We start from the raw sequence: 24038 nt of genomic DNA on the forward strand, positions 1-24038 counted from the left end.
GGTGATGTTAGAGGGGGTCGCGGTCCGTAGAGTCATAGGGCGGCAGAGGGTGGCCGGTCCGTGATGTCAGCCGAGGGCCCGGTCCGGTGTAGCGTCTATCCCTGCCGAACGAGCCAGTAGGCCCCTGAAGGGGCGAGGAGTGATCAGGCAGTGCACGTCGTCATCATGGGCTGCGGCCGCGTCGGGTCGACGCTCGCGCGCGGCCTGGAGAAGCGGAGCCACACGGTCGCGATCATCGACCAGTCGGCCGACGCGTTCCGCCGGCTGAGCCCCAACTTCACCGGCCGGACGATCGTCGGCATGGGTTTCGACCGGGAGATCCTGATCGAGGCCGGGATCGAGGACGCCGAGGCGTTCGCGGCGGTCTCGAACGGTGACAACTCGAACATCCTCGCCGCCCGGGTGGCCCGCGAGACGTTCGGGATCGGCAACGTGGTGGCCCGCATCTACGACCCGGGCCGCGCCGAGGTCTACCAGCGGCTCGGCATCCCCACGGTCGGCACGGTCCGCTGGACCGTCGACCAGATGATGCGCCGGCTGCTGCCCGAGGGCTCCGAGCCGGAGTGGCGGGACCCGTCCGGGACGGTCCGGCTGGCCGAGGTCCACGTGCACGCGGACTGGATCGGCCGCGCCGCGTTCGACATCGAGAAGGCCACCGGCGCCCGGGTCGCGTTCCTGACCCGGCTCGGCGAGGGACTCCTGCCCCGGGCCGACACGGTCATCCAGGAGGGTGATCTGGTCCACGTGGTGTTGCTCGAGCGGGACGCCGCCGCGATCGAGTCCCAACTCGGCACCAAGCCTGAGGAGCTGTGATGCGGGTAGCCATCGCCGGCGCCGGCAACGTCGGTCGTTCGATCGCCGGCGAACTGCTGGAGAACGGTCACGAGGTGCTGCTGATCGACAAGGACCCGCGCGCGATCAAGGCCGAGTCCGTACCGCGCGCCGAGTGGCTGCTCGCCGACGCCTGTGAACTGTCGTCGCTCGAGGAGGCCGCGCTCCAGCGCTGCCAGGTGGCGATCGCCAGCACGGGTGACGACAAGGTCAACCTCGTTGTCTCGCTGCTCGCCAAGACCGAGTTCGGCGTCCCGCGGACCGTTGCCCGGGTCAACCACCCGCGCAACGAGTGGATGTTCAACGAGGCCTGGGGCGTGGACGTGTCGGTGTCCACGCCGCGGATCATGTCCGCGCTGGTCGAGGAGGCCGTGTCGGTCGGCGACCTGGTCCGGCTGTTCACCTTCCGCCAGGGCGACGCGAACCTGGTCGAGCTCACCCTGCCCGAGGACTCCCCGATGATCGGTCAGCGGGTCGGCGACGTCGACTGGCCGCTCGACACGGCGCTGGTCGTGATCCTGCGCGAGGGCCGCGTGCTGCGTCCGGACCCCGAAGGCACGCTCGAGCTCAACGACGAGCTTCTCTTCGTCGCCGCCGACGAGACCGAGGAACAGCTCGAGGCGATGCTCTCCCCGCACCACCACCACAAGGCGGAGTAGCCCCCCAAGTAGTCCCCCCGAACGGGAGCCGGACCAGGGCCCGGCTCCCGTCACAGGTCAGCGCAACCCGAAGGCTCGCACGATCTCCTGGTCGACGGTACGGCCTGCCCCGTCGTCGGCCCGCGTCCGCAGTGTCACGAACTGCGCGGACCGAGGCGCGTCCAGCCGGATGCTCCAACTGGCCGCGGTACGACGTACCTCGGCGTGCCGCCAGGTCTTGCCGTCGTCGTACGACACGTCGACCGTCGGCCTGTGGATACCGAGCGCCGACGACGTCTCGGACCAGCGTGGCGTGACGCCGAGTTCCGCCGTACGGCCCGCCCGGCCGTCGGCGTCCACGTCGACGGCGTAGTGCAGCTGGATCAGCGACTCACTGATCGCCTCATCCGACGTAGCCGAGGTGAACCCCCACTCGGTGCGGGTCGAGGTCGAGAACGGGTTCGGGTAGGTGCCCCGGCTGTTCTCGGCGACCAGCCGGTACGGCAGCCGGTCAGGGCTCAGGCCGGTCGCGGTCAGCTGGTCCCGCTGCTCCTGCTTCACCAGCTGGTCGCCTTGGTACAGGCTGAGCTGCTGGGTGAGGTCCCAGTTGCCCTGCGCGGTACCGATGACCGGCCCGGTGCCCCAGCCGGGCGACACAGCGGTCAGCTGGTCACCGCTCCGGACCGGCGAGTATCCCTTCGCCAGCCACGGTCGCTGGATCGGCCCGAACCACTGGATCGGCGTCCGGCTCCCGGCCCGGTAACTCGTCCAGCCCGGCTCGACCTGCTGGATCTCGCGCAGGATCTGGGCACTGGCCTGGTACTGCACCCCGGCGGTCACCCAGTCGGTCCGCGTCCCGGCAACCGGCATCCCCCAGCTGTTCATACTCGATTCCCAGTCTCCGTTCCACACGTCGTACCGGTTCTCGACACCGTCGCCCGGGCGGAAGTTGCGGTAGGCAACGTCGAGGCGGGCGAGATCCCGCGGACCCGGCCGGTACGTCGGGTCGGCCGGGACGTGATCGGCGAAGTGCGACAGGTCGTACTGGTAGGCCGTCACCGGATTGGAGTCGGCGGTGAGTGTGTGCTGCCGGCCCTGCTGCAGTGCGGTGATCAGGCGCTCACCCTCGTCCCGGGTCAGCGTCGCGATCGTGAGCGGCGGCGGCGCCGGCGCCCAGATCGAGTCCACCCACGGGTCGAGCTTCCCGACCCCATCGTTCACCACCACGAGCAGCTTCGCCCCGGCCTCGGCCGCTGCCGCAGCCTGGTCCTGCACCGACACGGCGTCACTGCGCCGGACCACCACGGCCTTGCCCCGGCGGTCCACGCCGCGCGCCGCGGCAGCGGACCCGTCTCCCGCGTACACGGCCTCCAGGTCCTGGCGGCCCTTCGGCAGCGGCGTCGCCGCCCGCCGGACGCGCACGTCGTCGTACGAGCCGAGTGTGAGCGCGGGCTGTTCGAGCCGCCAGCGCGCGCCGGCCACGAACGCGCCGTCGGTCACCTTCTGCGTCGGCAGTACCCACGCGCTGTCGTAGCTCGGGTCCGGCCAGCGCGAGGAGCCGACCGAGAAGTCCCGGCCGAAGTCGCGGTACGTGTTGACCCGCACCTCGCCGAGCGTGGTGGCCTGGGGGGCCGTGCTCTTCAACTGGCGAGCCTGGCGCGCGTCGTACGTCGCCGTCCGGTCCTGGTCGAGGTGGATGTCGACCAGGCTGAGAACGGCGAGGCCCTTGCTGCTCGGCCCATGTGTACCTTCGACGTCAGCGGTCAGCCAGGTCGTGTAGTCGCCAGCCGGGAGCCGCAACTGCACACCCTCCTCGCCGACCGTGAACTGGCCGTAGCTGCCGCGCCCGATCAGGATCGCGTCACCGGCCAGCGGCCGCCCGGACCGGTCCTTGGCATTCAGCGTGAGTACATGGCGCTCGCCCTCCCCGCCGATCCCGATCAGCGTCCCGAGCTGGCGGTGATTCGCGGCGTCGACCGCGACGAGCCGGCCGGACAGCTGCTTGTCGACCGGTAGCAGGTCGACCGCGGCGGTGAGCGTCACACTCGCCGTACCGTGCGCCGGCACGGTGACCGCCGACGCCGAAAGCGTGAACAGGCCCGCCGGAGCCTCGTCGACCTGGGTCGAGAGCTCGAGAGTGGCGTCGGTGTCACCACCGTTCGTGTAGGTGATCTCCTTGACCACCTTCTCCCCCGCCGGCACCGGCCAGGTGTGATAGCCGGAGTACGCCGAGGCCGTCGCGGAGAGCGGTGACTTGCTGGTCGCTGCGATGTCGAGCCGACCGTTGCCGGCCTTGTACGGCAGGTACTGCGGCGTGGGCTTGGCGTTGCTCACCAGAGCGTCCTTCAGTTGCTGGCCCGACCAGTCCGGGTGTTGCGCAGCGAGCAGGGCCGCCGCGCCGGCGACGTGTGGCGTCGCCATCGACGTACCGCTGAGCTCCTGGTAGTACCCGGAGCCTTCGGCGGCGTACTGCGAGCGGGCCGCCAGGATTGCGACCCCGGGCGCGGTGATCTCGGGCTTCAGCCCGCCGTCACCGAGACGCGGTCCCCAACTGGAGAAGTCGGCCAGGTCGTCGGCGCCGTCAACCGCACCGACGGTCAGCACGGCGTCCGCGGCCCCCGGCGATCCGACGGTGTAGAACCCGGGTCCGGCGTTGCCGGCGGCCACGGTGAAGAGGGCCCCGGTCTCGACCGAGAGCGTGTTCAGTGCCTGACTCATGGGGTCGGTGCCGTCCGTGGGACTGCCGCCCAGGCTCATGCTGATCACCTTGGCGTGCTGGTCGCGGGCGGCCCATTCCATGCCCGCGATGATCCAGGACTCCTGGCCGCCGCCCTCGTTGTTCAGCACCTTGCCGACGTGCAGCCGGGCGCCGGGCGCGACGCCCCGCTCCACACCGCCGGAGGCGTCGCCGGTGCCGGCGATCGTCGAGGCGACGTGCGTACCGTGCCCCTGCCGGTCGGTGACGTCCTCGCCGGGGACGAAGCTGGCCGACGCGGTGATCCGGTCGTCCAGGTCGGGGTGCTCCAGATCGACCCCGGTGTCCAGGACCGCGACGTCGACGCCCTGGCCGGTGTTGCCGCCCTGCCACACCTCGGGCGCGCCGATCTGCGCGGTGCTGTCGGCCAGGTCGGCCTTGACCTTGCCGTCCAGCCAGACCTTGGCGATGCCGCCGGACAGCGCCGGTGTCTGCGACCGCGCGGTGGAGCCCGCGGTCAGCGAGTGCCAGAAGCCGGCCGTTCCGTCGGTGACCACCGCGGCGCCGTGGATGCTGTCCAGCGTGCGCTGGCGGCGGGCACCGGCCGGCACCTGCTGGGTCCGCGAACGCGCCGCGGCGTCGGTGTAGGTGACGATCAACGGCACCTGGTCGCCGTACCCGTCCGCCACCAGCCTGGTGACGTTGAACAGGTCGTTGTCGAGGAGCTTCGCGGCCAGGTAGCGGCCGGCCGAGCGCGGATAGACGTAGGTGTCGCCGCCGTCGACGTGTACGTCGTTGTCCGCGAGCCGGCCGTCTGGGCCGGTGACGGTCACGTTCTGCTTGCCGTCTGCTCCGACGGACAGCGTTACCTTGTCACCGGTGACCAGGGTGACGCTTCCCGCGACCGGCTTGGCAGCCGGCGCGATCTTGGAAGGCGTTGAAGGGGTGGTGCCGGGTTGGGCAGCGGCGGCGGGGCCGCCGGTCAAGGTCGCGGCCAGGACGACAACTGCCATACAGGCAGCTGCCGGCCCGGACCCACGGCCAAGGCGTGGTGTCACGAGTGCCTCACAGGATTCGTGCGAACAAAGTCGCGAAATCGTAGGCACCCGGACGCGGAGCGTTCAGCGGATAACTGTGGCCTGTTCTCGCCACGTCATCCTTGTGACACCGCGGCTACTTCTTGTTGCCCCGCAGCAGGTGGGTGATGCTGTCGCGGGCCTCGGCCCACTTCTCGGCGGGCATGGAACCGCGAAGGACGGCGTAGGCGAGCCAGATCGCCAGCGCATAGAAGGGCAGCCCCAGGCCGATCTTCGCGATGCCGAGCGCGTTCAGGCTGCCGGTGAAGTACAGCGGGACCTGGACGATCAGGCGGATCGCGAACAGGCCGACGAAGACCAGGGTGGCGCGGGAGAAGCCTTTGAGCAGGTCAGGATCGCGGCGCCAGGCAGTGCCGGTCTGGGTGATCACGCCGTACAGGACGCCGAACAGGGGCCAGCGGATCAGGACCGTGATCAGGTACAGCAGGCCGTAGCCGAGGTTGGTGAGCAGGCCGGGGACGTAGAAGTCCTTGGCGTTGCCGGTGCGGTTCGCGACCCAGGCCGAGATCAGTACGCCGATGAAGCCGCCGAACACGTTCCGCAAGGCTTGCCGGCGGATCAGCCGCACCACCGCGAGCACCGCGGCCAGTCCGACCGCGATGATCAGCGAGAGCTGCAGCTTGTGATCGGTGACGGCGTACGCGACCAGGAACGCGATCCACGGCAGGCCGATGTCGAGCAGCGCGCCCCAGCCGCCGAGCGCGTGGAAGAAGTCCTTGTCGGTGGACTTCGGCGGCTGCTCCTCGTGCGCGGCCTGGGTGGCGGCCGCCTCGACCTCGGGCTGCAGGATCTCGAGCAGCTTCTCCTGCAGATCTTCCTCGACCTGGTCCCGGCGGGACGTCGGCTCAGCCATGAGCAGCCTGGGGACGCAGCTCGTACCGCGGGTTGAACATCACCCGGTCGCCGTCGACGACGCCGATCCGGCCGGAGGCGATCAGCTCCGAGCCGGCGTGGATGCCGCCGATCTTGCGGCGGCCGAGCCAGATCAGCTTGACCGTGCCGGTGCCGTCGTACAACTCACCCTCCAGTGCAGGTACGCCGCCGCGCGGGCTGAACGTGATGGTGCGCAGCGTGCCGTACAGCGTGACCAGTTCGCGGTCGTGGCAGCCGGTGATGGACCGCGCGCCGCAGTCCTGCGCGAAGTCCTGGAGGACCTCCGCATCCTGCTGGTCACGGTCTCCGGCCAGCCCACGGAACGCACGCTTCCACAGCCCCGCGGGTTTGTTGCTACCCATGTCGTCGAGTGTAGTCCGCTCAGGCCTCTTCGGGCGCGTTCGGTTCGGCGCCCGGCGGCAGCTGCAGCGGCAGCGACTCGCGGACCGCCATCGGCTCGTTCCCGCGGACCACGACGACGTTGCGCAGCGTCGCCTCCATCGGCTCGGCGGCGTCCGGCTCGACGGCGGCGCGGCCGAGCACCGTGCCGCGGAGCAGCCAGCGCGGGCCGTCCACACCGATCACCCGGGAGGTCTGGCTGAACACCTGTCCCTCCGGGTCCTCGACCGGGACGACCAGCACCAGCTCGGTGCCGAACGGGCCGTCGGTCTCGGTCGCCGTACCACCCATCCGGGCGGCCTCGGCGGCGATCTCCTGGCGGACCTCGTTCCAGATGCCGGTGGTCTTCGGCGCCGCGAACGCGCGCAGTTCCAGGGCAGAGTCGTCGAGCATCAGCAGCACCGCCTGGACGACGCCGCTCTGCTCGTCCACCTGCAGGCCGAGCTCCATACCGGGCCTGCCGGTGACGACCAGCGCGCCCAGGTCGATCCGGTCCTCCGCCTCCAACTCGGCGGCGTCGACCTCACTCGAGTCGTACGGGCCCTCGGCGCGGACGTCCGCCGCACCGGCCTCCTCGAGGGTCTCGCTCGTCTCGGGCTCGTCGTTCTTGCCCTTGCGGCGGAAGATCACAGCTGTTGCCTACTTCCTTGGTTGATTGCGGCCGCCGTAGTTTCGCGCATCCGACAGGTCAACGGATGCACCTGCTCAGCGTGTCACATCGCCGAAACCGCCGGTCGACCCGTGTCCCCCGTCACCCCGTGCGGAGCCGGGCAGCGCGGTCACCTCGACGAAGCGGGCCTTCTCCACCTGCTGGACGACGAGCTGCGCGATCCGGTCGCCGCGGCGGATCGTCACCTCGGCGTGCGGGTCGAGGTTGATCAGGTTGATCTTGATCTCACCCCGGTACCCGGCGTCGACGGTGCCGGGGGCGTTCACGATCGAGACGCCGTGCTTCGCGGCCAGCCCGGAACGCGGGTGCACGAACGCGGCATACCCGTCCTGCAGGGCGATGGCGATCCCGGTGCCGACCAGGCCGCGCTCACCCGGCTTCAGGGTGAGGTCGGCGGCCGCCACCAGGTCCGCGCCGGCGTCGCCGGGATGCGCGTACGACGGGAGCGGGAGGTCGGGGTCGAGTCGCTGGATGAGTACCTCGGTCACGAGAGGCGACCCTATCGAGCGCGCCGGACGGTCCACGTGCCAGGCTGGTCCTGTGGGCGTGGAACAAAGCAAGTATCGCGAGAGTCTGCGGGTGCCGGTGTCGTGGTGGATCATCGCCGCCGCCGCTGTCATCACGCTGTTCGTCATCGTCGCCGTGCCGGTCGGGACGATCGCCGGCGCGGTCGTCGGCGGGCTCGCCGCGGTCCTGCTGCTGGCGCTGTTCCTGCGGTACGGCGGCGCGCGGGTCGAGGTCGACGACAAGCGGTTCAGGGCCGGCCGCGCCGAGATCGACCGCGCGTACCTGGGCGAGGTCGAGGCGCTGACCGGCGACGACGCCCGGCACGCGTTCGGGCGGGACTGCGACCCGCAGGCGTTCCTCGTCCTGCGCAGCTACCTTCGCGGGGCCGTCCGGGTGCAGATCACCGATCCGGCCGACCCGGCGCCGTACTGGGTGGTCGCCACCCGCCACCCCGACCGATTGGCTGCCGCCCTGAGCGGGCACAGCGTGGGAAGATCCTGACGTCAGCAGTCGTCCTAGGAGGGTGCAGTGGTCGGAGCGAAGATCGGCTGGAAGCTGGTGCAGGCCGCCTTCACGATCGTGGTGGGCCTGGCCGCGAGCAAGGCGGTCAGCACGGCCTGGAAGCTGGGATCGGGCGGGAAGCCGCCCAAGGACGGCCAGGGCGAGTACCTGGAGGTCATGACCTGGGCCGCCGCCAGTGCCGCGGCCGCCGCAGCTGCGAAGCTGTTCGCGGAGCGCCGCGCCGCGGCGTACTACCTGAAGAGCACGGGCCACGCACCGCCCGGGTATGTCCAGGACTCGGTGGCCGGGCGCCTGATCAGAGGTACGGACACCGGGCTGGTCAAGAAAGAGGACTGAGTCCGAACGCACAACAGCGGGACCTCCCACCGGAGTGGGACGGTCCCGCTGTTCGTTGTGCGAAGTAGGGCGCGCTGGTGTCAGGCTGCGCAGTCGCGGCAGATCAGCTGCCCGTTCTTCGTTTCGGCGAGCTGGCTGCGGTGGTGAACCAGGAAGCAGCTCGAACAGGTGAACTCGTCGGCCTGGCGCGGGAGGACCCGGACCGCCAGCTCCTCGTGACTCAGGTCCGCGCCGGGCAGCTCGAAGCTCTCCGCGGCCTCGGCCTCGTCCTCGTCGACCTTGCCGGAGTTCTTGTCGTGACGGCGTGTCTTGAGCTCCTCGATCGACTCTTCGGAAGCATCCTCGTCCGTCTTGCGCGGGGCGTCGTAATCAGTCGCCATGGTGTTTCCCTGCCCTCTTCGTACCCGTGGTGTTGCCTGCTGAGCCCTTGAACGGGTAAAGCGGCCGAGAAATTCCGCGTCGGAGCACCGCGCCGAACTTTCGTCCCCCGAAACCCTTGACAGCCAGGCCGGGACCGGCAAACACCGTTCCCGAGGACGGGATTGTGCCTTATAAAGGTCCGCAATGCACGACTGGGTCCATGGTGTGGCCCGCGTGTCGCCACAAATGTCAGGACCGAACAGCAGAATGCTCGTTAGTGCGCACTAGTGCGCAGAAACGAGCACTCTCCGGCAGCTACGCGCGCAACGGGTCGGCTGCGGCGAGTAACGCGTGGAACGGCTCGAACAGCGCCGGCGTGGCCGCGATGGACATCTCCGGCGACACCGGCGCGCCGTTCAGCCCGCCGATCCGGGCCCCGGCCTCGGCCGCGATCAGCGCCCCGGCGCCGTAGTCCCACGGGTTCAGGCCGCGTTCGTACACCACGTCCAGCCGGCCGCAGGCGACGTAGCACAGGTCGATCGCGCCGACCCCGATCCGGCGGATGTCGCGGACCTTGGTGATCAGGTGCTGGATCACCTCGGCCTGCACCTGCCGGCGGGCCGGGTCGTACCCGAAACCGGTCCCGACCAGTGCCTGGCCCAGCTCGGTCGCACCCGACACCTGGATCGGCCGTCCGTCGGCGAACGCCCCGCCGCCCTTCGTCGCCGTGAACACCTCGCCCTTCGGCGCGTCCACGACCACCCCGGCGACGGTCTCCCCGCCGTACTCCACCGCGATCGAGACGGCGTACGTCGGGAGGTCGTAGAGGTAGTTGACGGTGCCGTCGATCGGGTCGACCACCCAGCGCACGCCGCTGGTGCCGACCACGTCGTCGCCCTCCTCGCCGAGGAACGAGTCGTCCGGCCGGGCCTGCAGGATCCGGGCCCGGATCAGTTCCTCGGACTCGCGGTCCACCGCCGTGACCACGTCGGTGACGGTGCTCTTGGTGTCGGCGACGGTGATCGTGCCGCGGCGGCGTTCGACGATCAGGTGCGCCGCCTCCTCCGCCACGTCGACCGCAAGCTTCAACAGCTCATCTGAAGACGTCATACAGCTTCCTTAGCTGGGGTGGGTCGGCGGAGCGGTGGGCAGCAGTCGCGGCGGCAGTCGTCCCAGCCCGGGCCGAGCTCGCCGACGCAGGGCCGGGCCGGCTGCTCGCCGCGCTCGGCCGCCGCCCGCTCGAGCACCAGGTCGCGGAGCATCGTGACGAACCGCTCGTCGGTCCCCGGCGTCGCGGCCCGCGCCATCGGCAGCCGGAGCTTCTCGGCCGTCGCCGCGGCCTCGGTGTCGAGGTCGTAGATGACCTCCATGTGGTCGCTGACGAACCCGATCGGTACGACGGCCACACCGGGCACGCCCTCGGCGGCCAGCGCCTCCAGGTGGTCGTTCACGTCCGGCTCGAGCCACGGCACCTGCGGCGGCCCGGACCGCGAGCAGTAGACGAGGTCGGTCCGCCGGGTCTGCCCGGTGCGGCGCTCGAGCTCCGCGGTGATCGACGCGGCGACGTCCAGGTGCCAGCTGACGTACCCGTCGCCGTCCGGGCCGCTGGTCGCGTTCATCGCGGTCGGGATCGAGTGCGTGACGTACGCGATCGCGGCGCCGTCCGGGAGCGTGCTCAGCGCGTCGGCGGTCGACTCGACGAACGCGCCGACGAAGCCGGGGTGGTTCGCGTAGTGCCGGAGCTTGTCGATCCGCGGCGCGTCCGGGACCTCGCGGGCGGTGTCCTCGAGGTTCTCCCGGTACTGCCGGCAGCCGGAGTACGACGGGTAGGCCGACGTGGCGATCACCACGGCGCGCCGGATGCCGTCGGCGGCCATCTCGCGCATCGTGTCGGTCAGGTACGGCGCCCAGTTGCGGTTGCCCCAGTAGATCGGCAGGTCCAGCCCGATCTCGTCGAACGACGCCCGCAGCGCCTTCAGCAGCGCCCGGTTCTGGTCGTTGATCGGGCTCCGGCCGCCGAACGAGTAGTAGTGCTCACCGACCTCTTTCAGGCGCTCGTCGGGGATCCCGCGGCCGCGGGTCACGTTCTGCAGGAAGGGCAGCACGTCCTCGGGCTTCTCGGGCCCGCCGAAGGAGAGCAACAGCACAGCGTCGTAGGGAGGTGCGGCTGGCGACATATCCCAAGCTTCTCAGACGGCCGGAAGCTAAGCTGCTCCCGGTCTCTTATGCTCAAGCCTTACGTTCACCTCATGCGCCGTCCCGGTGCCGGCGCCTTCTTCGCCGCCGGGATCCTCGGGCGCATGCCGATCTCGATGATCGGCCTCGGCATCGTCATCCTGATCGCCCAGGAGAGCGGTTCGTACGGTCTCGCCGGGGCGGTCTCCGGCGTCGCTGTGATCGCCGGTGCGCTGACCGGTCCGGTCCAGGGACGCCTCGTCGATCGCTTCGGTCAGCGCGGGCTGATCCTGATCGGCTCAGTGACCTGCACCGTCGCTCTGGCCGCATTGCTGGTCGCGGTCCGCGCCGACGCTGCTATCTGGGTGCTCTACGTGCTGTCGTTCATCGCCGGTGGCATGAGGCCGCAGGTCGGCTCGTTCGTCCGGGCCCGCTGGACGCACTTGCTGGGCCGTGGTCGCGCACTGCAGACGGCCTTCGCACTGGAGGCTGTCGGCGACGAGGTGGTGTTCATCGTCGGCCCTGTCCTCGTCACCGCACTGGCGACGCAGGTGAGCCCGTACGCCGCTCTGTCGGCGGCCGGCGTCTTGGGACTGGCTGGTGGTATCTGGCTGGCGTTGCTGCGCGCATCCGATCCGCCCGGCCGTGGCAAGGCGAACGGCCACGAGCAGGCGCCCCTCCCCTGGCTGTCGATCATGCTGCTCAGCTTGATCGGTCTGGGTCTCGGCGCGACTCTCGGCGGCGCCGAGGTGATCACCGTGGCGTTCACCACCGAGAAGGGACAGGCCGGGCTGTCCGGCGTCGTACTCGCGGTCTGGGCGTTCGGCAGTCTCCTGGCCGGGCTCTGGTACGGCTCGGTGCACTGGCGCGCGCCGGTCGAGCGCCGGCTGCTGCTCGGCACGATCGCGCTCGCGATCACGCTGGCGCCGCTCCCCTGGGTCGACAGCATCTGGATGCTCGGTGCGGTGCTCTTCTGCTGCGGCATGACGATCGCTCCGACGATGGTCGCGGTCACTGCGTGTGTCGAGGAGTGGGTGCCGCCGGAGCGACTGACCGAAGCGATCACGTGGACCGTCACCGGCATCCTGCTCGGCGTCGCCCCGGGCAACGCGGCCGCCGGCCACGCGGTCGACGTGTGGGGCCCGTCGGACGCGTACTGGGTCCCGTTCGGCGTCGGCATCGCTTGCGCGCTCGTCGCCGCGGTCTCCATCACCTTCGCCCGCCCGAAGGAACGCTTCGCCCACAATTAGGCTTGCATCTCCAGTTACGGGAGGTGTTTGGGTGGTGGGCATGGACCACTCGATCGGGGCTGCGGCGCGGCTCGCCGGGGTGTCGGTGAAGGCCGTGCGGCACTACTCCGACCTCGGGTTGCTGACGTCCCGGCGGACTGCGGCCGGCCACCGGCGGTACGACGACACAGCCGTCGCCCGGCTGCGGCTGATCCGGACGTTGCGGGCCCTGGACCTGGATCTGCCGACGATCGGCGCCGTGCTGCGGGACGAGCGCTCACTCGCCGACGTCGCCGCCACCCATGCGGAGGCCTTGGCGATCCAGATCCAGACGCTGCGCCGGCAGCACGCCCTGCTCACGGTCCTCGCCCGACATCCCGAACCGAAGGACCTTGACCTCATGACCGAACAGTCCGAGCAGGACCGCCGCGCGCTGATCGCAGACTTCCTCAGCGCGACGCTCCGAGGCGTCGACCAAGCGATCCACCAGAACCTCACCCCGGTGCTGCCCGAGGACGCCGACGCCAGCCAGCTCGCCGCCTGGTCGGAGATCACCAGACTGGTGTCCGACGACGAGTTCCGTACGTCGGTGCGCCGCCTGGCGACCGGCTACCAGGCGCTCGCGAGCCAGCGCACCGACGACCCGCTGCGCGCCGACCCGGCGTACCGCGGGCGGCTGATCGCACTACGCCGCGCCGTGGATCCACGCTGGGAGCGCTATCTCGAGCTCGTTGCCGTCGTCAACGGCTGGGCTGCGCCGTCACGGATTGCGGGGTAGCGGGGCATTCCAGCCGCGGCGGATCGCGACCAGCCGGATCGCGAAGCAGGTGACGGCGGCGGCGATCGGGATCCACAGGGCGTGGTAGTCCAGCGCGGACGCGATGACCACGATGGCAGCGCCCAGGAGCGCCGCGGTGGCGTAGATCTCGGAGCGCAGGACGACCGGGACGCGGCCGCTGAGCACGTCGCGCAGGACTCCGCCGCCGATGCCCGAGAGCACTCCGAGGAGTGCCGCGGAGATCGGCGACAGGCCGAACTCGATCGCCTTCAGTGCCCCGGTCACGCAGAACAGGGCTAGACCGGCCGCGTCGAAGATGTTCACCAGCCGCTCGACACGGCCGATACCCGGGTGCAGGAAGAACGTCAGCAGGCCGGCCGCGATCGGGACGACCAGGTAGCGCCAGTCGCGGAGCGCGGCCGGCGGCGCCTGGCCGATCAGCACGTCCCGGATGAAGCCGCCGCCGAGCCCGGTGACCAGTGCCAGCACCTCGATCCCGAACACGTCCAGCTTCTTGCGTACGCCGACCAGCGCGCCGGTGATCCCGAACACGAAAATCCCGATCAGGTCGAGCACCTGCAGCACCACGGATCCACTCACAGCCCGCACGCTAAACCACGCGCGCCGCCGCTCCCGCGCTTCTAAGGTTTGTGGACATGAGCCGCGCCCCCGACGTCGACTACTCCGCCACCTCGCTGCGCCCGAGCTGGGACTCGCTGCCGCCAGCCCTGCACGAAGCTCTCGCGGTTGCCCTCGGCACGGAGATCACTTCCGTGGCCAAGCCGGTGTCATCGGGTTTCACCGGCGGCTTCGCGGCCCGCGCCACACTGGCGGACGGCCGGCACGTCTTCATCAAGGCGGCCCCGGAGGGAATGCACGCCTACGAGGCCTACCAGCGCGAGGCCGAGGTCGTCCCACAGCTTCCGCCTTCCGTGAGAGCGCCCGCGATCGTCACCACGGCCCACACACCCAACCCGGCCGGCTTCGCCGGGGGCGACGGGCCGCGCTGGTTCGCGGTGGTGTCGGAGTGGGTTGAGGGGCGGATGCCGGGGACGCCTTGGACCGTCGAGGACTTCGGGCGGGTTACTGCTGCTTGTGAGCAGATGGCCGAGGTCTTGCGGCCGAGCCCGCTTAGCGGGCTGAGCGTGTTCGCGGAGCTGGTCGGGGACGACGTAGGTGTCCCGGCGCAGATTCTGGCGGGTGAGCGGGAGATGCCGACGCGACTGCAGAGCTGGCTGCCGCGCGTGCTGCCTGAGCTCGCGGAGCTGGTAACCCTCGCACCGGAGGCGCTCTCCGGCGACTCGGCCACGCACTCCGACCTGCGCCCGGACAATCTGCTGATCGACGACGCCGGCACCTGCTGGACCGTCGACTGGAACTGGCTGACCCTCGGCCCGCGCTGGGTGGACTGGGTCGGCCTGCTGCCGATCGCCCAGCACCACGGCATCGACACGTTCACCGCCGTCACCCGCAGCCCGCTCACCGCCGACGTACCGAAGGATCATCTCGATTGCCTGGTGGCCGTGATCGCGGCGTACATGATGAAGAACACCGACGCCCCACCGCCACCCGGCTGTACGCCGGCCCTGCGCGACCACCAGCGTCTGTCCGCATGGACATTCCTGGACTGGCTGGCGGTACGACGCGGCTGGCCTACCGTGGAGGTATGACGAAGGCTCCCACCAGCAGGTTCAAGGTCGAGGTGCTCGACGGTGACCGCACGTCGCGGCGCGAGGACGTCGTCAGCACCGAGGAGCCGCTGGAGCTGCGCCTGGAGTGGCCGGGCCGGCCGCCGGAGCCGCTGGTCGTGACGATGCGCACCCCCGGCTCCGACTTCGAGCTCGCCGCCGGGTTCTGTCTCGGCGAGAGCTTCGCGGTCCGCCCGGACGCGATCCGGACCGTTGCCTACTGCACCGATGTCACGCTGACCCGCGAGCAGCAGTTCAACACCGTCACGGTGACCTTCGACGGTCCCCCGGACCGCGAACCGCCCCAGCGGTACGGCGTGACGTCGGCGGCGTGCGGCGTGTGCGGCCAGCAGAGCCTCGACGAGCTCGCCGAGCGCCACTACGATCCCGTGGACCCGGTCGAGGTCCCGGTCGACGTCGTACGCCGGCTGCCCGACCTGCTCCGCGAAGCGCAGCCGATGTTCAGCCGCACCGGCGGTCTGCACGCCGCGGGCCTGTTCACCGCCGACGGCCGCAAGGTCGTGGTGAAGGAGGACATCGGCCGGCACAACGCGGTCGACAAGGTCGTCGGCTGGACCGTCCTCAACCAGCACAGCCGCAAGGGCCTCGTCCTCACCGTGAGCGGCCGGGCCGGCTACGAGATCGTCCAGAAGGCCGTCGCCGCCGGCCTCGGCATGGTGGTCGCCGTCGGCGCCCCGTCGAGCCTCGCCGTCGACCTCGCCCGCGAATTCAACATCACGCTGGCCGGCTTCACCCGCGGCGACCGCTGCGTCCTCTACTCCGCCCCGGAGCGGATCATCCGGTAAGGAGATCTGCCGCAGATCTAAGGGGGTATGCCTGATGTGAGATCCCCGCCACCGCCGGAACGTGGAGGTGGAAGGGACACGATCATGAAACTGCACTACACCGTCATCGCGATACCGCTCTTCGTCTGCGGCACGGCCGTGGCCGGAGCGGCCCAGGCTTCGGCAGTTCCCCCGCGCGAGCCCGATGCCCAACAGAGCCAGCCGCGTGTCGAGGTCCCGGTGGACGACACCGCCAACGAGGTCGCACAGACAACCGCCGGAGTGCTGGCGGGCGCCGGCCTGGCCGCTACAGCCACCTGGTTCTACCGCCGCCGCCATCCACTCGCTGCCAATTGAGCCGACATCCGGCGGCGAAAATCAGCCGCCCGGATCCGCCAGCCGCTCCGCGAGCGCCGCTGCCTCGAAGCGCGTCGTCGTACCCGTCTTCCGCAGAATGCTCGAAACGTGGACACTCACCGTCTTGTCACTGATCACCAGATCCTTTGCGATCTCGCCGTTCGATCGGCCGGTGACCAGGAAGGCCAGGATCTCCCGCTCTCGCGGGGTGAGAGCCGACAGGACCGACTCCTCCCGATCGGGTACGACGAGCGGCTCCGGTTCACGCAGGCTGATCCGGACCCGCCGGGCGAGCGATTCGACGCTGCGCAGCAGTGGCTCGGCGCCCAACTCGTCGGCACCACGTCGAGCTTGCCGGAGCGGCTCGGCGACACCGGTCGGCGGCCACCCCGCCGCGATCGCCGCCTCGGCATAGCGCCATTGCGCCACCGCTCGATGCCATGGCGCACCCACTGCGTCGCAGGCCTGGGCTGCGCGCTGCCAACGGCTCGCCTGGTCCGGGTCGTCACGACACCGCGCGACCTCGGCGTGAAACAAGGCACTCCGCATCGATTGCACCGACGCGTCTGTCTGCTTCCGGGTGAACGGCTCCCACGGCCAGGAATCGAGGATCTCCTCGAGACCGGCAACGGCCCGCGTGGCACTCGCGGTGTCACCTACGTCGCGTGCCGCCTGTGCGAGCTCAGCAGCCGCATTGGCGTACAGCACCAGCAGGTCATCGTCCTCCGGAGTCGGAGCGGCGCCCGGCCGGGTCAATCTGGCCCGCAGCCAGTCGACCGCCTCCTGCGGCTTGCCCTCGGCGATCAGCACTTCGGCTCCGCCCGCGGCCAGTGTCTCGCGGATCCCGACGAAGTTCTCGGCGATCAGCTCCCGAGCCCGATCGAAATGAAGCCGGCCCTCAGCCGTCCGGCCACGACGTACGGCCAACGATGCCGCGGCCAGCCTGACCGCGGCACCGGGAATGCTCGGACAGCGCGCGGCCAGTGCGGCCCGCAATATCGCCTGACACTCCTCCCACCGTCCCGCCTCCAACAATCCATCGGTCCCGAGGTAGGCGAGGAAGTACCCGAGCATGTCGCGCCCAGGTACCGCCAGTTCGGAGTAGCCGCGGAGCGCCAGATCAGTTGCCTCCGTACGTCGTCCAAGAGTGCGCAACGCGTGCACCTGCCAGACGAACGCCATCAGCCACTCCAGCATCGCGCCACTGGCACGGGCCAGTTGCTCCGCCTCCCGCCCGTCCAGCAACGCCTGTTCGGGTGCGCTGCCGGCGAGCACGCTGCACCGATATCCCAGCGCGGCGGCCAACACCCGGTCAGAGCCGGCGGCACGCGCCACCCGAACGGCCTCGTTCGCATGGGCGACCGCGATGGGGAGACTCTGCCAGTTCTCGGCCCAGGCGACAGCTGCAAGTGCCCGGGCGTAGGCGGAACTCTCGGGGCGGCGACCCGACAGGTCAAGCGCCTGCCCGAGGTCCACCATCACCGCCTCGATCGGCTCCGTCCGGTGCCAGCGCATCATGCCCCGGTCGACAAGGATTCCGGACGCCACCAGCGGATCCCTCGTGCTGTCGATCATGCCGAGCGCATCGCCGGCGAGTTCGATCGCCTGGTCGTTGCGGCCCACCCGCGAGCACACAGCACTGGTCCGGAGGTACAGCGCCGTACGGTCGGCCGGACTGCCGCGAAGGGCTGGTGAGGCTTGCTCCCACAGGTCGCACATTCGCTCCAGCTGGATGACTTCCTCGGCCGGCGTGCGGAGGTTCGCAGCCTGTTCGGCGGCAATCCGCGACCACTTGTAGGCCTCGTCGATCCGTCCTGCCCGGAGGCTGTGTACCGCCAGGTCAGGGGCCACCGATGCCCCCGCCCGGGCTTCCAGTACGTCAAGGTAACCGGCGTGGATGTCCGGCGCCTGGCCCGGTGGCAGTCCGTCGTACAGAACCTCGGCCAGCAGCGGATGCCGGAACCAGCACGGATCAGCCGTGCCCATCGCCAGAACGCCGCGCTCCTGAGCCTCCGTCACACACGCGGACAACCCGGTGACGTCGACTCCCTGACGAGAGGCAACCGCCGCCAGTACGTCGAGAGTGGTCGGGCGACCGCCGACGGCGAGCACCTGGACCAGCTGGCGAGCCTGCTTCGACAAGCGGTGCCATGCGGCGAGAAGCGCCTCCCTGAGTCCTTGGGGGACCGTGTCCGGCAACGTGACCCCGGACAGGTCCTGAACCAGCAACTCCGTGAGGTACGGATTCCCGTCCGATCGGGCCTGGACCTGCGCAACGAGATCGATGTCCGGCAGTACGCCGAGCAAGTCCTCCACCTGGGCACCGGTCTCGGCGAGCTCGAACCGTTCGAGACGGATCTCCTCGAACGACGGCATCCGCCGCATGTCGGCGAGCCAGCCGTGCAGTGGATGGCCCACGCCGAGGTCCTCGTCGCGGCACGTGCCGAGCACCGTCAGGCGCTGGCGGCGGAATCCGGTGATGAGATAGGCCAGAACGTCCAACGACGCGAGATCTGCCCAATGCAGATCGTCGACGACCACGACGGTGCGATGCCGATCCGCGATGCGGTTCAGGACGAGGTCGACGACAGGAACGAGGCGCCCGGCCGGCACGTCGTGTACAGCGCGCACGCCGGGCAACAGGCTGGCCAACTCATCGGCCCCGGCGAGTACCTGAGCCTGCTCGGCCGGATCGGCCGCCTGGAGCCAGTCCTGCAGGATGCCGACGACCGGCGCGTACGGAACGGATGATCCGCCGAAATGGACGCAAGAACCCCAGAGCACCAAGAGCTCCGGCTCTGTGCACAGTTCCCGCACCAAGCGGGTCTTGCCGACCCCCGCCTCACCGCGCACGATCGCGGCGGCCGGCCGCCCCGCTGCGCCGCCGGCCAGGATCCGCCCGATCCGTTCCCGCTCGGCGCCCCGCCCGACGAGCCGATGACCAGGCTGTGCCTGCCCCCTCACGACCAACAGTCTCCACCCGCGCGCAGGTGGTCGCCAATCATCCGTCCAGCGTGATGAACATGGCCTTCGGGACGTATTCGTAGCGGTCCGGCATACAGGTCAGGACGATGATCTGGCCGTGGTCGCCGGCGCGGCCGAGGAGGGCGCCCATGTCGCGGAGGCGGGCCTTGTCGGACCAGCCGAGGGCGTCGTCGAAGATCACCGGCACGCTGCCCTCGCCGGTGCTGACCAGGTGGCTGATCGCCAGCCGGGTGATGATCGCCAGCTGCTCCTGAGCGCCCGTCGACAACGCCTCGACCGGCAACCGGACGCCGTCGAGTTCGCGCTCGGCGACTGCGAGGTCGTCGTCCAGCCAGACCCGGAACGACGGACCGTACACGCTGCGCCCGAGCGACTCGATCCGGCTCTGCAGCGGCTCGGAGTACTTCGTCTGTGCCTCGGCCCGATGCCGGCTCAAGGTCTCGTGCACGCGCTGCGCCGCTTCCGCGCGCCGCAGCAGGCTGTCGTGCTCCGTCCGTACGGCGGCCAGCTCCAGCTCGGCCAGGTCGCGCCGCGTCGCGAGTCCGTCCCGGCCGGACTGCTCGAGCCGGCCTTCCGTCGTACGGAGCGCGTCGCGCAGCCGGTCGCGCTCGTCCTGCAGCCGTTTCGCGACGGCCAGGGCGTGCGTCAACTCGTCGGCGACCCGGTCGGCCCCGGCTTCGTCGGCCTGGGCCTGGACGGCGGTCAGCTCGTCGAGCACCGCCTCGACCTCGGCCGTCGCCTCCGTCTCGGCCACTGTCACGGCCTCGTCGTCGAGCACCGACCGCGCCGACTCCAGCGCCTCGGTCGCGGCGGCCAGCCGCTCTCCCGCCAGCTCGGACCGGGCGCGCGCGTTCTGCGCCTCGGACCGGTCTTCGTCCGCGGCCTTCCGCGCCTGCTCCACGGCGAACTCGGCGTCCTTCAGCAGCCGCTCCGCCTCAGCCAGTCCGTCCCTGGCAGCGTCGAGCGCGCGCTGTGCGCCCGGCAGATCGGCCGGCGCCGGCCCGGTCTCGGTGACATCGTCGAACAACGTGTCATGCGGCGACGCGAACTCCGTGAACTCCGCGAACAGCGACATCTGCCCCGGCACGCCCTCGACGGCGGGTTGTTTGCCGCCGACGTCCTCGGCCTCGTCGACGCTGCCGAGGCGCGCCGTCAGTACGGCGATCCGTTCTCCCGGGTCACCGCCGGCGGTCAGCGACTTCTCGGTCCGGCGTGCCTCGTTCAGCTCGGCGCTCGCGGTGTCGGCCTTGCGCAGCAGCTCTCGCGCCGCGGCGACGTCCTTGACGCCGGCCTTCTTCAGCAGGTCCTTCTCCCGCCGCACGGCGTCGTCGACCCGGGCGCGCAGCGTCGCCGCCTCGCCACCGGCCCGGACGATCACCTCGACCTGGCCCGGTACGCCGACAACGAGCTCGCCGGAGACCAGCACCTCGGTCGACTCGTCGAAGCCCAGCTCGGGCGGCGCGTTGCCTTCCAGACCCGTCCCCGACAGCTCCACGGGCTCCGCGCCGAGTCGGCGTACCGTCACCTCCGGTACGCCGGCCGCGAGCGCCGCGCGCGCCTCGACCACCGCCGCCCGGGCGTCCTCCAGCGCCGCCACGATCGCGTCGTCGACCTTGATCCGGTCCAGGATCGTGCCCGCGGCCGCGATCCGCGCGCGGACGTCGACGAGCTCGGTCTGCTGCCCGACGAGCCGGTCCAGCTCGGCGCGGTCCATCAGGTCGGAGACGCGCCGCTCGGCCGCCTGCACGTCGGTGCGCCGCAGGTCCTTCAGCTCCACGACCTCCGCGAGCGCGGCCTCCGCCGCCTGCACGGTCTCGGCCGCGGTCTTCGCGACCAGCTCCGCGTCGGCCCGGCGCCCGGCCAGCTCGGCCTCGAACTTCGTGAAGCGCTCGACCTCGTCGAGCAGCCGTTCCCGCTCCAGCCGGGTGCGGGTGTGGTTCTCCAGCCGGGCGCGTGCGGTCTCCGCCCGCGACCGCACCGAGTCGCGCCGGAGCAGGATCTCGTCGGTCGCCTGCTTGCGCTCGCGCAGTGCCTCGAGGACGGTGAGATGTTCGGTCAGGCGGCCCGTCACGTCGTCGAGGTCCAGGTTCAGTCGCTCGGCACGGCGGATGTCGGACTGGACCTCCTCCATCGCCTGGAACGCCTGCTTGCAGGACAGCTCGGCCGCGGCAACGGCCTTCGCGGACCGGGCGAAGTCGCCGGTCGGCTTGCCACGGGGCGTCCAGTACCGCAGGTACTCGTGCTCGACGGCCGTCACCAGCGGCATCGACGCACCGTCCACCGGCGTCCCGGACTCCGCGGTCACCGCGGTGATCAACGGCTCGGCATCGGCCGGCGTTGGCAGCACCAACGACTGCCCCTGGCTGACCATCAAGGTCTGCCAGAGCACCGGGTCGACGTTTTCGTGGAACAGCCGCTCGGCCTCGTTGTGCGCCTCGCGCCCCGTCCAGGACTGCCGGCGGCCGTCGGGCTCGACGATCGTCAGCTCGGTCGAGCGGTTCTTCAGCCAGCGCTTCGAGTACGTCAGCTCCCGGCCGCCGAGACTCAGCTCGGCGGTCACCTGCGGACCGACGTCCTGGCCGACCGGCTGGATGTCGCGGATCCGGGTCGACTTCGAGTCGTCGGGCAGGTCGAAGATCAGCCCGAACGCCTCGACCAGGCTGGACTTGCCGACCTCGTTGTCGCCGACCACCACGGTGGTGCCCAGCGCGCGGAACCGGACCATGCGGTCCTTGACGCCACGGAAGTCCCGTAGCGCCAAGCTGTGCAGTCTCATCCCGCGTCCCGCGCCAATCGGTGCATCAGGGACAGCGCGGCGCCGGCGCTCTCGTCCCCACCGGCCAGAGCCTGGCGCAGCTCCTCCATCGCGGCCCGGGCCGGGCCGCTGAGTTGCAGCGACTCCAGGTCCGCCGCGTCCGGCGCCGGGCGCACGGTCCAGAACTTCACCCAGCGCTCGACACTCGCGAAGACCTCGCCCTGGGCGTCGATGATCGTGTCCAGCCGGGCCAGCAGCGGAAGCGACAGCGAGCCGTCACCGGCGAGCCGCACGTACGTCCGCTCCTTGTCCGGCAGCTCGGCGAACCAGTCCTCGAGGGCCGTGATCGACTCCTCGTCGAACAGTTCGACCCGGTGGTCGACCATGTGCCAGGCGCCGACCCGCACCGGCTCGACGTCGATCGCGCCGTCGGCGATCGTCACCTTCAAGACGTTGCCCGGGTCGTCCTCCTCCGGCGACGTCACCTCCTGCGTCCCGGAGAACCAGATCCGGTCGGTGACCCGGGTCGTCGAGTGCCGGTCGCCGAGGCCGACGTACTGCAGCCGGCCGTCCGCGACCGCGGCCTCGAGTGCGGCCTGGTCGATCGGCGGTACGTCGGACATGCCGCCGGACAGGCTCGTCAACTGGCCGTGCGCGAGCAGGATCCGCGTGGTCTCGGCAGCCGGCGTGAGGTCGGCGTACCCGGGCGCGGCCGGATCCGACAGCGGGCGGCGCGAACGCCACGGCGCGCCGACGATCTCGACCCCCGGCATGATCTGAAAGGGCGTCGTTTCGGTCAGCACCGTCACGTGTTCCGGCGCGTGCGCGAGCCACTGGCTCGACGTCCACAGCGACCCCGGCTCCAGCGCGTCGTGGTTGCCCGGGAGCAGCACCACCGGGACAGGGATCCGCTTGAGCGCCTCACAGGCCCGCAGGATCGTCTGCCGCTCGACCTGGTTGTGCTCGAACACGTCCCCGGTGACGACCACGAACGCCGCGCCCGTGTCCTTGGCGACCTCGCCGATCCGCGCGACAGCATCCAGCCGCGCCTGACCCCACCGGGCCTGGCCGTCCGGCCCCAGGAACCGGCGCATCATCCCCAGCTGCCAGTCCGAGCTGTGCAGAAACGTGATCGACTCGCCCATAGCGTTGAGAACGCTAACCCGCGGCACCGACAACCGCGCAACCCAACACACACAAACCGCTACACCGCCCACACTCCGGACGCTCCGCCGAGCCGACTTCGAGCACGGATCAACCATTTTCGTGCGCCGGAAACGGTTGGTGCGTGCTCAAGGACGAATGAGAGGGTCGGCAGGTGGATGCGTACCTGACGACTGAGCGGCTGGTGCTGCGGCGGTTCACGGCGGACGACGTCGCGCTGCTGGTCGAGCTCGACTCGGATCCTGAGGTGATGCGGTACCTGACCGGGCAGCCGACGCCGCGCTCCGAAATCGAGGACGTCGCACTGCCGGCGATCCTCAAGGTGTACGACGAGCATCCGGGGCTGGGCACGTTCAAGGCCGAGACGCGGGACGGGTTCGTCGGGTGGTTCGGGCTGCAGCCGACCGCGGATCCGGGGACCGTGGATGTCGGGTACCGGCTGCTGCGGACCGCGTGGGGCAAGGGGTATGCGACGGAGGGGACGCGCGCGTTGATCGCGCACGCGTTCAAGGGGCTCCGGGTGCAGCGGGTGGTCGCGGACACGATGGCGGTCAACCACCGGTCGCGGGACGTGATGCGCCGGTCCGGGCTGCGGTTCGAGAAGGTGTACCACGAGCACTTCGACGATCCCCTGCCCGGAACCGAGTTCGGGGAGGTCTTGTACGCGACCGACCGCGCGACCTGGGAAGCTGTGCGGCATGGGTGACGACCGGCCGTACGCCGTACTGGACATCGACGCGACGCTGTCCGACACCAGCCAACGGATCCACTTCCTCGAACAGAAGCCGAAGGACTGGGACTCGTTCTTCGCACACGCCAAGGAAGACGCGGTCCTCGACGAGGGTCTGGCGGTCGCGACGACACTCGCCACGGACCACGAGATCGTCTACCTGACCGGCCGCCCCGAACGCCTCCGCCGAGACACCGAGAAGTGGCTGAAAGACAACGGCTTCCCCGACGGCAAGCTCTACATGCGCGGCAACACCGACCGCCGCCCGTCCATGCTGATGAAGCTGGGCCGCTTGAAAAGCCTCGCCGAACAGCGCCCGGTGGCCGTCCTGGTCGACGACGACGCCAAGGTCGTCGCCGCCGCCCAGAAAGCCGGTTACACCGTGATGAGGGCCGACTGGGGCCTCGATCCCGAGACCCAGCCGACTCTCTTCGAAGCCCAGGAATCCGAAGGCCGGACCTGAC

The 24038-nt window shown here is 70.4% G+C and carries 23 protein-coding genes; 11 read left to right on the forward strand and 12 right to left on the reverse strand.

All coding sequences use genetic code 11. The features are described from left to right. The first annotated feature begins 150 nt into the window (after positions 1 to 150). Both AB0I12_RS15335 and AB0I12_RS15340 read left to right on the forward strand, forming a co-directional pair. Entirely contained in the window at positions 151 to 813 is a 663-nt protein-coding gene (locus AB0I12_RS15335) for a TrkA family potassium uptake protein (RefSeq protein WP_359929494.1), read from the forward strand. Then, complete coding sequence (locus tag AB0I12_RS15340; protein WP_359929496.1) at positions 813 to 1490, forward strand: TrkA family potassium uptake protein; 678 nt, start codon at positions 813 to 815, stop codon at positions 1488 to 1490. The genes AB0I12_RS15335 and AB0I12_RS15340 overlap by 1 nt, the downstream gene beginning before the upstream one ends. Positions 1491 to 1547: 57 nt before the next feature. On the opposite strand, the gene AB0I12_RS15345 is transcribed toward AB0I12_RS15340, so the two are convergent. The 5 genes from AB0I12_RS15345 to dut all read right to left on the reverse strand — a co-directional run bounded on the left by AB0I12_RS15345 (position 1548) and on the right by dut (position 7691). Continuing rightward, positions 1548 to 5177, reverse strand: a complete 3630-nt coding sequence (locus tag AB0I12_RS15345; RefSeq protein WP_359929497.1) for a S8 family serine peptidase — start codon at positions 5175 to 5177, stop codon at positions 1548 to 1550. Between the two features lie 160 nt (positions 5178 to 5337). Further along, positions 5338 to 6114, reverse strand: a complete 777-nt coding sequence (locus tag AB0I12_RS15350) for a DUF3159 domain-containing protein (protein ID WP_359929499.1) — start codon at positions 6112 to 6114, stop codon at positions 5338 to 5340. Beyond that, on the reverse strand, positions 6107 to 6496 hold the full coding sequence (locus tag AB0I12_RS15355) for an OB-fold nucleic acid binding domain-containing protein (RefSeq protein ID WP_355690469.1): 390 nt from the start codon (positions 6494 to 6496) through the stop codon (positions 6107 to 6109). Before AB0I12_RS15355 ends, AB0I12_RS15350 begins: the two co-directional genes overlap by 8 nt. A 19-nt stretch (positions 6497 to 6515) precedes the next feature. Further along, on the reverse strand, positions 6516 to 7163 hold the full coding sequence (locus AB0I12_RS15360; protein WP_359929501.1) for a DUF3710 domain-containing protein: 648 nt from the start codon (positions 7161 to 7163) through the stop codon (positions 6516 to 6518). A gap of 75 nt (positions 7164 to 7238) precedes the next feature. Beyond that, positions 7239 to 7691, reverse strand: coding sequence for a dUTP diphosphatase (gene dut, locus AB0I12_RS15365; RefSeq protein ID WP_359929503.1), 453 nt, complete (start codon positions 7689 to 7691; stop codon positions 7239 to 7241). A gap of 52 nt (positions 7692 to 7743) precedes the next feature. Here dut and AB0I12_RS15370 point away from each other — a divergent pair, with 52 nt between their 5' ends. Then, positions 7744 to 8211, forward strand: coding sequence for a DUF3093 domain-containing protein (locus AB0I12_RS15370; protein ID WP_359929505.1), 468 nt, complete (start codon positions 7744 to 7746; stop codon positions 8209 to 8211). A 27-nt stretch (positions 8212 to 8238) separates the two neighbouring features. Continuing rightward, positions 8239 to 8568, forward strand: coding sequence for a DUF4235 domain-containing protein (locus AB0I12_RS15375; RefSeq protein WP_359929507.1), 330 nt, complete (start codon positions 8239 to 8241; stop codon positions 8566 to 8568). Between the two features lie 80 nt (positions 8569 to 8648). On the opposite strand, the gene AB0I12_RS15380 is transcribed toward AB0I12_RS15375, so the two are convergent. The 3 genes from AB0I12_RS15380 to AB0I12_RS15390 form a co-directional block, all read right to left on the reverse strand. Next, the gene (locus AB0I12_RS15380; protein ID WP_130379292.1) at positions 8649 to 8948 is read right to left on the reverse strand and encodes a DUF4193 domain-containing protein; all 300 of its coding nucleotides are present in this window, start codon (positions 8946 to 8948) and stop codon (positions 8649 to 8651) included. 295 nt (positions 8949 to 9243) lie between these two features. Then, on the reverse strand, positions 9244 to 10038 hold the full coding sequence (locus AB0I12_RS15385) for an inositol monophosphatase family protein (RefSeq protein WP_359929510.1): 795 nt from the start codon (positions 10036 to 10038) through the stop codon (positions 9244 to 9246). Beyond that, positions 10035 to 11105, reverse strand: coding sequence for a ferrochelatase (locus AB0I12_RS15390; protein WP_359929512.1), 1071 nt, complete (start codon positions 11103 to 11105; stop codon positions 10035 to 10037). Before AB0I12_RS15390 ends, AB0I12_RS15385 begins: the two co-directional genes overlap by 4 nt. A 72-nt stretch (positions 11106 to 11177) precedes the next feature. On the opposite strand from AB0I12_RS15390, the gene AB0I12_RS15395 reads away from it, so the two are divergent. Further along, positions 11178 to 12353 carry an MFS transporter gene (locus tag AB0I12_RS15395; protein ID WP_359929514.1) on the forward strand — a complete coding sequence of 392 codons (1176 nt, stop codon included), beginning with the start codon at positions 11178 to 11180 and terminating at the stop codon, positions 12351 to 12353. Between the two features lie 40 nt (positions 12354 to 12393). Further along, on the forward strand, positions 12394 to 13110 hold the full coding sequence (locus tag AB0I12_RS15400) for a MerR family transcriptional regulator (RefSeq protein WP_359929516.1): 717 nt from the start codon (positions 12394 to 12396) through the stop codon (positions 13108 to 13110). Here AB0I12_RS15400 and AB0I12_RS15405 read toward each other — a convergent pair. Beyond that, on the reverse strand, positions 13093 to 13710 hold the full coding sequence (locus AB0I12_RS15405; RefSeq protein ID WP_359929518.1) for a trimeric intracellular cation channel family protein: 618 nt from the start codon (positions 13708 to 13710) through the stop codon (positions 13093 to 13095). The two genes, AB0I12_RS15400 and AB0I12_RS15405, sit on opposite strands and share 18 nt — an antisense overlap. 56 nt (positions 13711 to 13766) lie before the next feature. Between AB0I12_RS15405 and AB0I12_RS15410 the strand changes: the two genes are divergently transcribed. From AB0I12_RS15410 to AB0I12_RS15420, 3 genes are all read left to right on the forward strand, one after another. Beyond that, positions 13767 to 14780, forward strand: a complete 1014-nt coding sequence (locus AB0I12_RS15410; RefSeq protein ID WP_359929520.1) for a phosphotransferase — start codon at positions 13767 to 13769, stop codon at positions 14778 to 14780. Continuing rightward, the gene (gene fdhD, locus AB0I12_RS15415; protein ID WP_359929522.1) at positions 14777 to 15604 is read left to right on the forward strand and encodes a formate dehydrogenase accessory sulfurtransferase FdhD; all 828 of its coding nucleotides are present in this window, start codon (positions 14777 to 14779) and stop codon (positions 15602 to 15604) included. Before AB0I12_RS15410 ends, fdhD begins: the two co-directional genes overlap by 4 nt. A gap of 84 nt (positions 15605 to 15688) precedes the next feature. Then, positions 15689 to 15940, forward strand: coding sequence for a hypothetical protein (locus AB0I12_RS15420; RefSeq protein ID WP_359929524.1), 252 nt, complete (start codon positions 15689 to 15691; stop codon positions 15938 to 15940). A gap of 21 nt (positions 15941 to 15961) precedes the next feature. Here the strand turns inward: AB0I12_RS15420 and AB0I12_RS15425 are convergent, their stop codons facing one another. The 3 genes from AB0I12_RS15425 to AB0I12_RS15435 are packed head-to-tail and all read right to left on the reverse strand — an operon-like array spanning position 15962 to position 22825. Continuing rightward, positions 15962 to 18904, reverse strand: a complete 2943-nt coding sequence (locus tag AB0I12_RS15425) for an AAA family ATPase (protein ID WP_359929526.1) — start codon at positions 18902 to 18904, stop codon at positions 15962 to 15964. Between the two features lie 37 nt (positions 18905 to 18941). Continuing rightward, positions 18942 to 21701 (reverse strand): AAA family ATPase, encoded by a 2760-nt coding sequence (locus AB0I12_RS15430; protein WP_359929528.1) that lies wholly within the window; start codon positions 21699 to 21701, stop codon positions 18942 to 18944. Next, on the reverse strand, positions 21698 to 22825 hold the full coding sequence (locus tag AB0I12_RS15435; protein WP_359929530.1) for a metallophosphoesterase: 1128 nt from the start codon (positions 22823 to 22825) through the stop codon (positions 21698 to 21700). Before AB0I12_RS15435 ends, AB0I12_RS15430 begins: the two co-directional genes overlap by 4 nt. Positions 22826 to 22998: 173 nt before the next feature. On the opposite strand from AB0I12_RS15435, the gene AB0I12_RS15440 reads away from it, so the two are divergent. Then, the gene (locus AB0I12_RS15440) at positions 22999 to 23550 is read left to right on the forward strand and encodes a GNAT family N-acetyltransferase (RefSeq protein ID WP_359929532.1); all 552 of its coding nucleotides are present in this window, start codon (positions 22999 to 23001) and stop codon (positions 23548 to 23550) included. Then, positions 23543 to 24037 (forward strand): HAD family acid phosphatase, encoded by a 495-nt coding sequence (locus tag AB0I12_RS15445; RefSeq protein ID WP_359929534.1) that lies wholly within the window; start codon positions 23543 to 23545, stop codon positions 24035 to 24037. The genes AB0I12_RS15440 and AB0I12_RS15445 overlap by 8 nt, the downstream gene beginning before the upstream one ends. Position 24038 lies beyond the last annotated feature (1 nt).

The sequence above is a fragment of the Kribbella sp. NPDC050459 genome (assembly GCF_040655315.1).
GTDB lineage: Bacteria > Actinomycetota > Actinomycetes > Propionibacteriales > Kribbellaceae > Kribbella.

Coding starts and splice junctions, on each gene's coding strand:
- AB0I12_RS15410 (WP_359929520.1), top strand. CDS start 13,767: ATGAGCCGCGCCCCCGACGTCGACTACTCCGCCACCTCGCTGCGCCCG.
- AB0I12_RS15400 (WP_359929516.1), top strand. CDS start 12,394: ATGGACCACTCGATCGGGGCTGCGGCGCGGCTCGCCGGGGTGTCGGTG.
- AB0I12_RS15435 (WP_359929530.1), bottom strand. CDS start 22,825: ATGGGCGAGTCGATCACGTTTCTGCACAGCTCGGACTGGCAGCTGGGG.
- AB0I12_RS15350 (WP_359929499.1), bottom strand. CDS start 6,114: ATGGCTGAGCCGACGTCCCGCCGGGACCAGGTCGAGGAAGATCTGCAG.
- AB0I12_RS15380 (WP_130379292.1), bottom strand. CDS start 8,948: ATGGCGACTGATTACGACGCCCCGCGCAAGACGGACGAGGATGCTTCC.
- AB0I12_RS15355 (WP_355690469.1), bottom strand. CDS start 6,496: ATGGGTAGCAACAAACCCGCGGGGCTGTGGAAGCGTGCGTTCCGTGGG.
- AB0I12_RS15385 (WP_359929510.1), bottom strand. CDS start 10,038: ATGACGTCTTCAGATGAGCTGTTGAAGCTTGCGGTCGACGTGGCGGAG.
- fdhD (WP_359929522.1), top strand. CDS start 14,777: ATGACGAAGGCTCCCACCAGCAGGTTCAAGGTCGAGGTGCTCGACGGT.
- AB0I12_RS15430 (WP_359929528.1), bottom strand. CDS start 21,701: ATGAGACTGCACAGCTTGGCGCTACGGGACTTCCGTGGCGTCAAGGAC.
- AB0I12_RS15345 (WP_359929497.1), bottom strand. CDS start 5,177: ATGGCAGTTGTCGTCCTGGCCGCGACCTTGACCGGCGGCCCCGCCGCC.
- AB0I12_RS15445 (WP_359929534.1), top strand. CDS start 23,543: ATGGGTGACGACCGGCCGTACGCCGTACTGGACATCGACGCGACGCTG.
- AB0I12_RS15420 (WP_359929524.1), top strand. CDS start 15,689: ATGAAACTGCACTACACCGTCATCGCGATACCGCTCTTCGTCTGCGGC.
- AB0I12_RS15395 (WP_359929514.1), top strand. CDS start 11,178: ATGCGCCGTCCCGGTGCCGGCGCCTTCTTCGCCGCCGGGATCCTCGGG.
- AB0I12_RS15390 (WP_359929512.1), bottom strand. CDS start 11,105: ATGTCGCCAGCCGCACCTCCCTACGACGCTGTGCTGTTGCTCTCCTTC.
- AB0I12_RS15340 (WP_359929496.1), top strand. CDS start 813: ATGCGGGTAGCCATCGCCGGCGCCGGCAACGTCGGTCGTTCGATCGCC.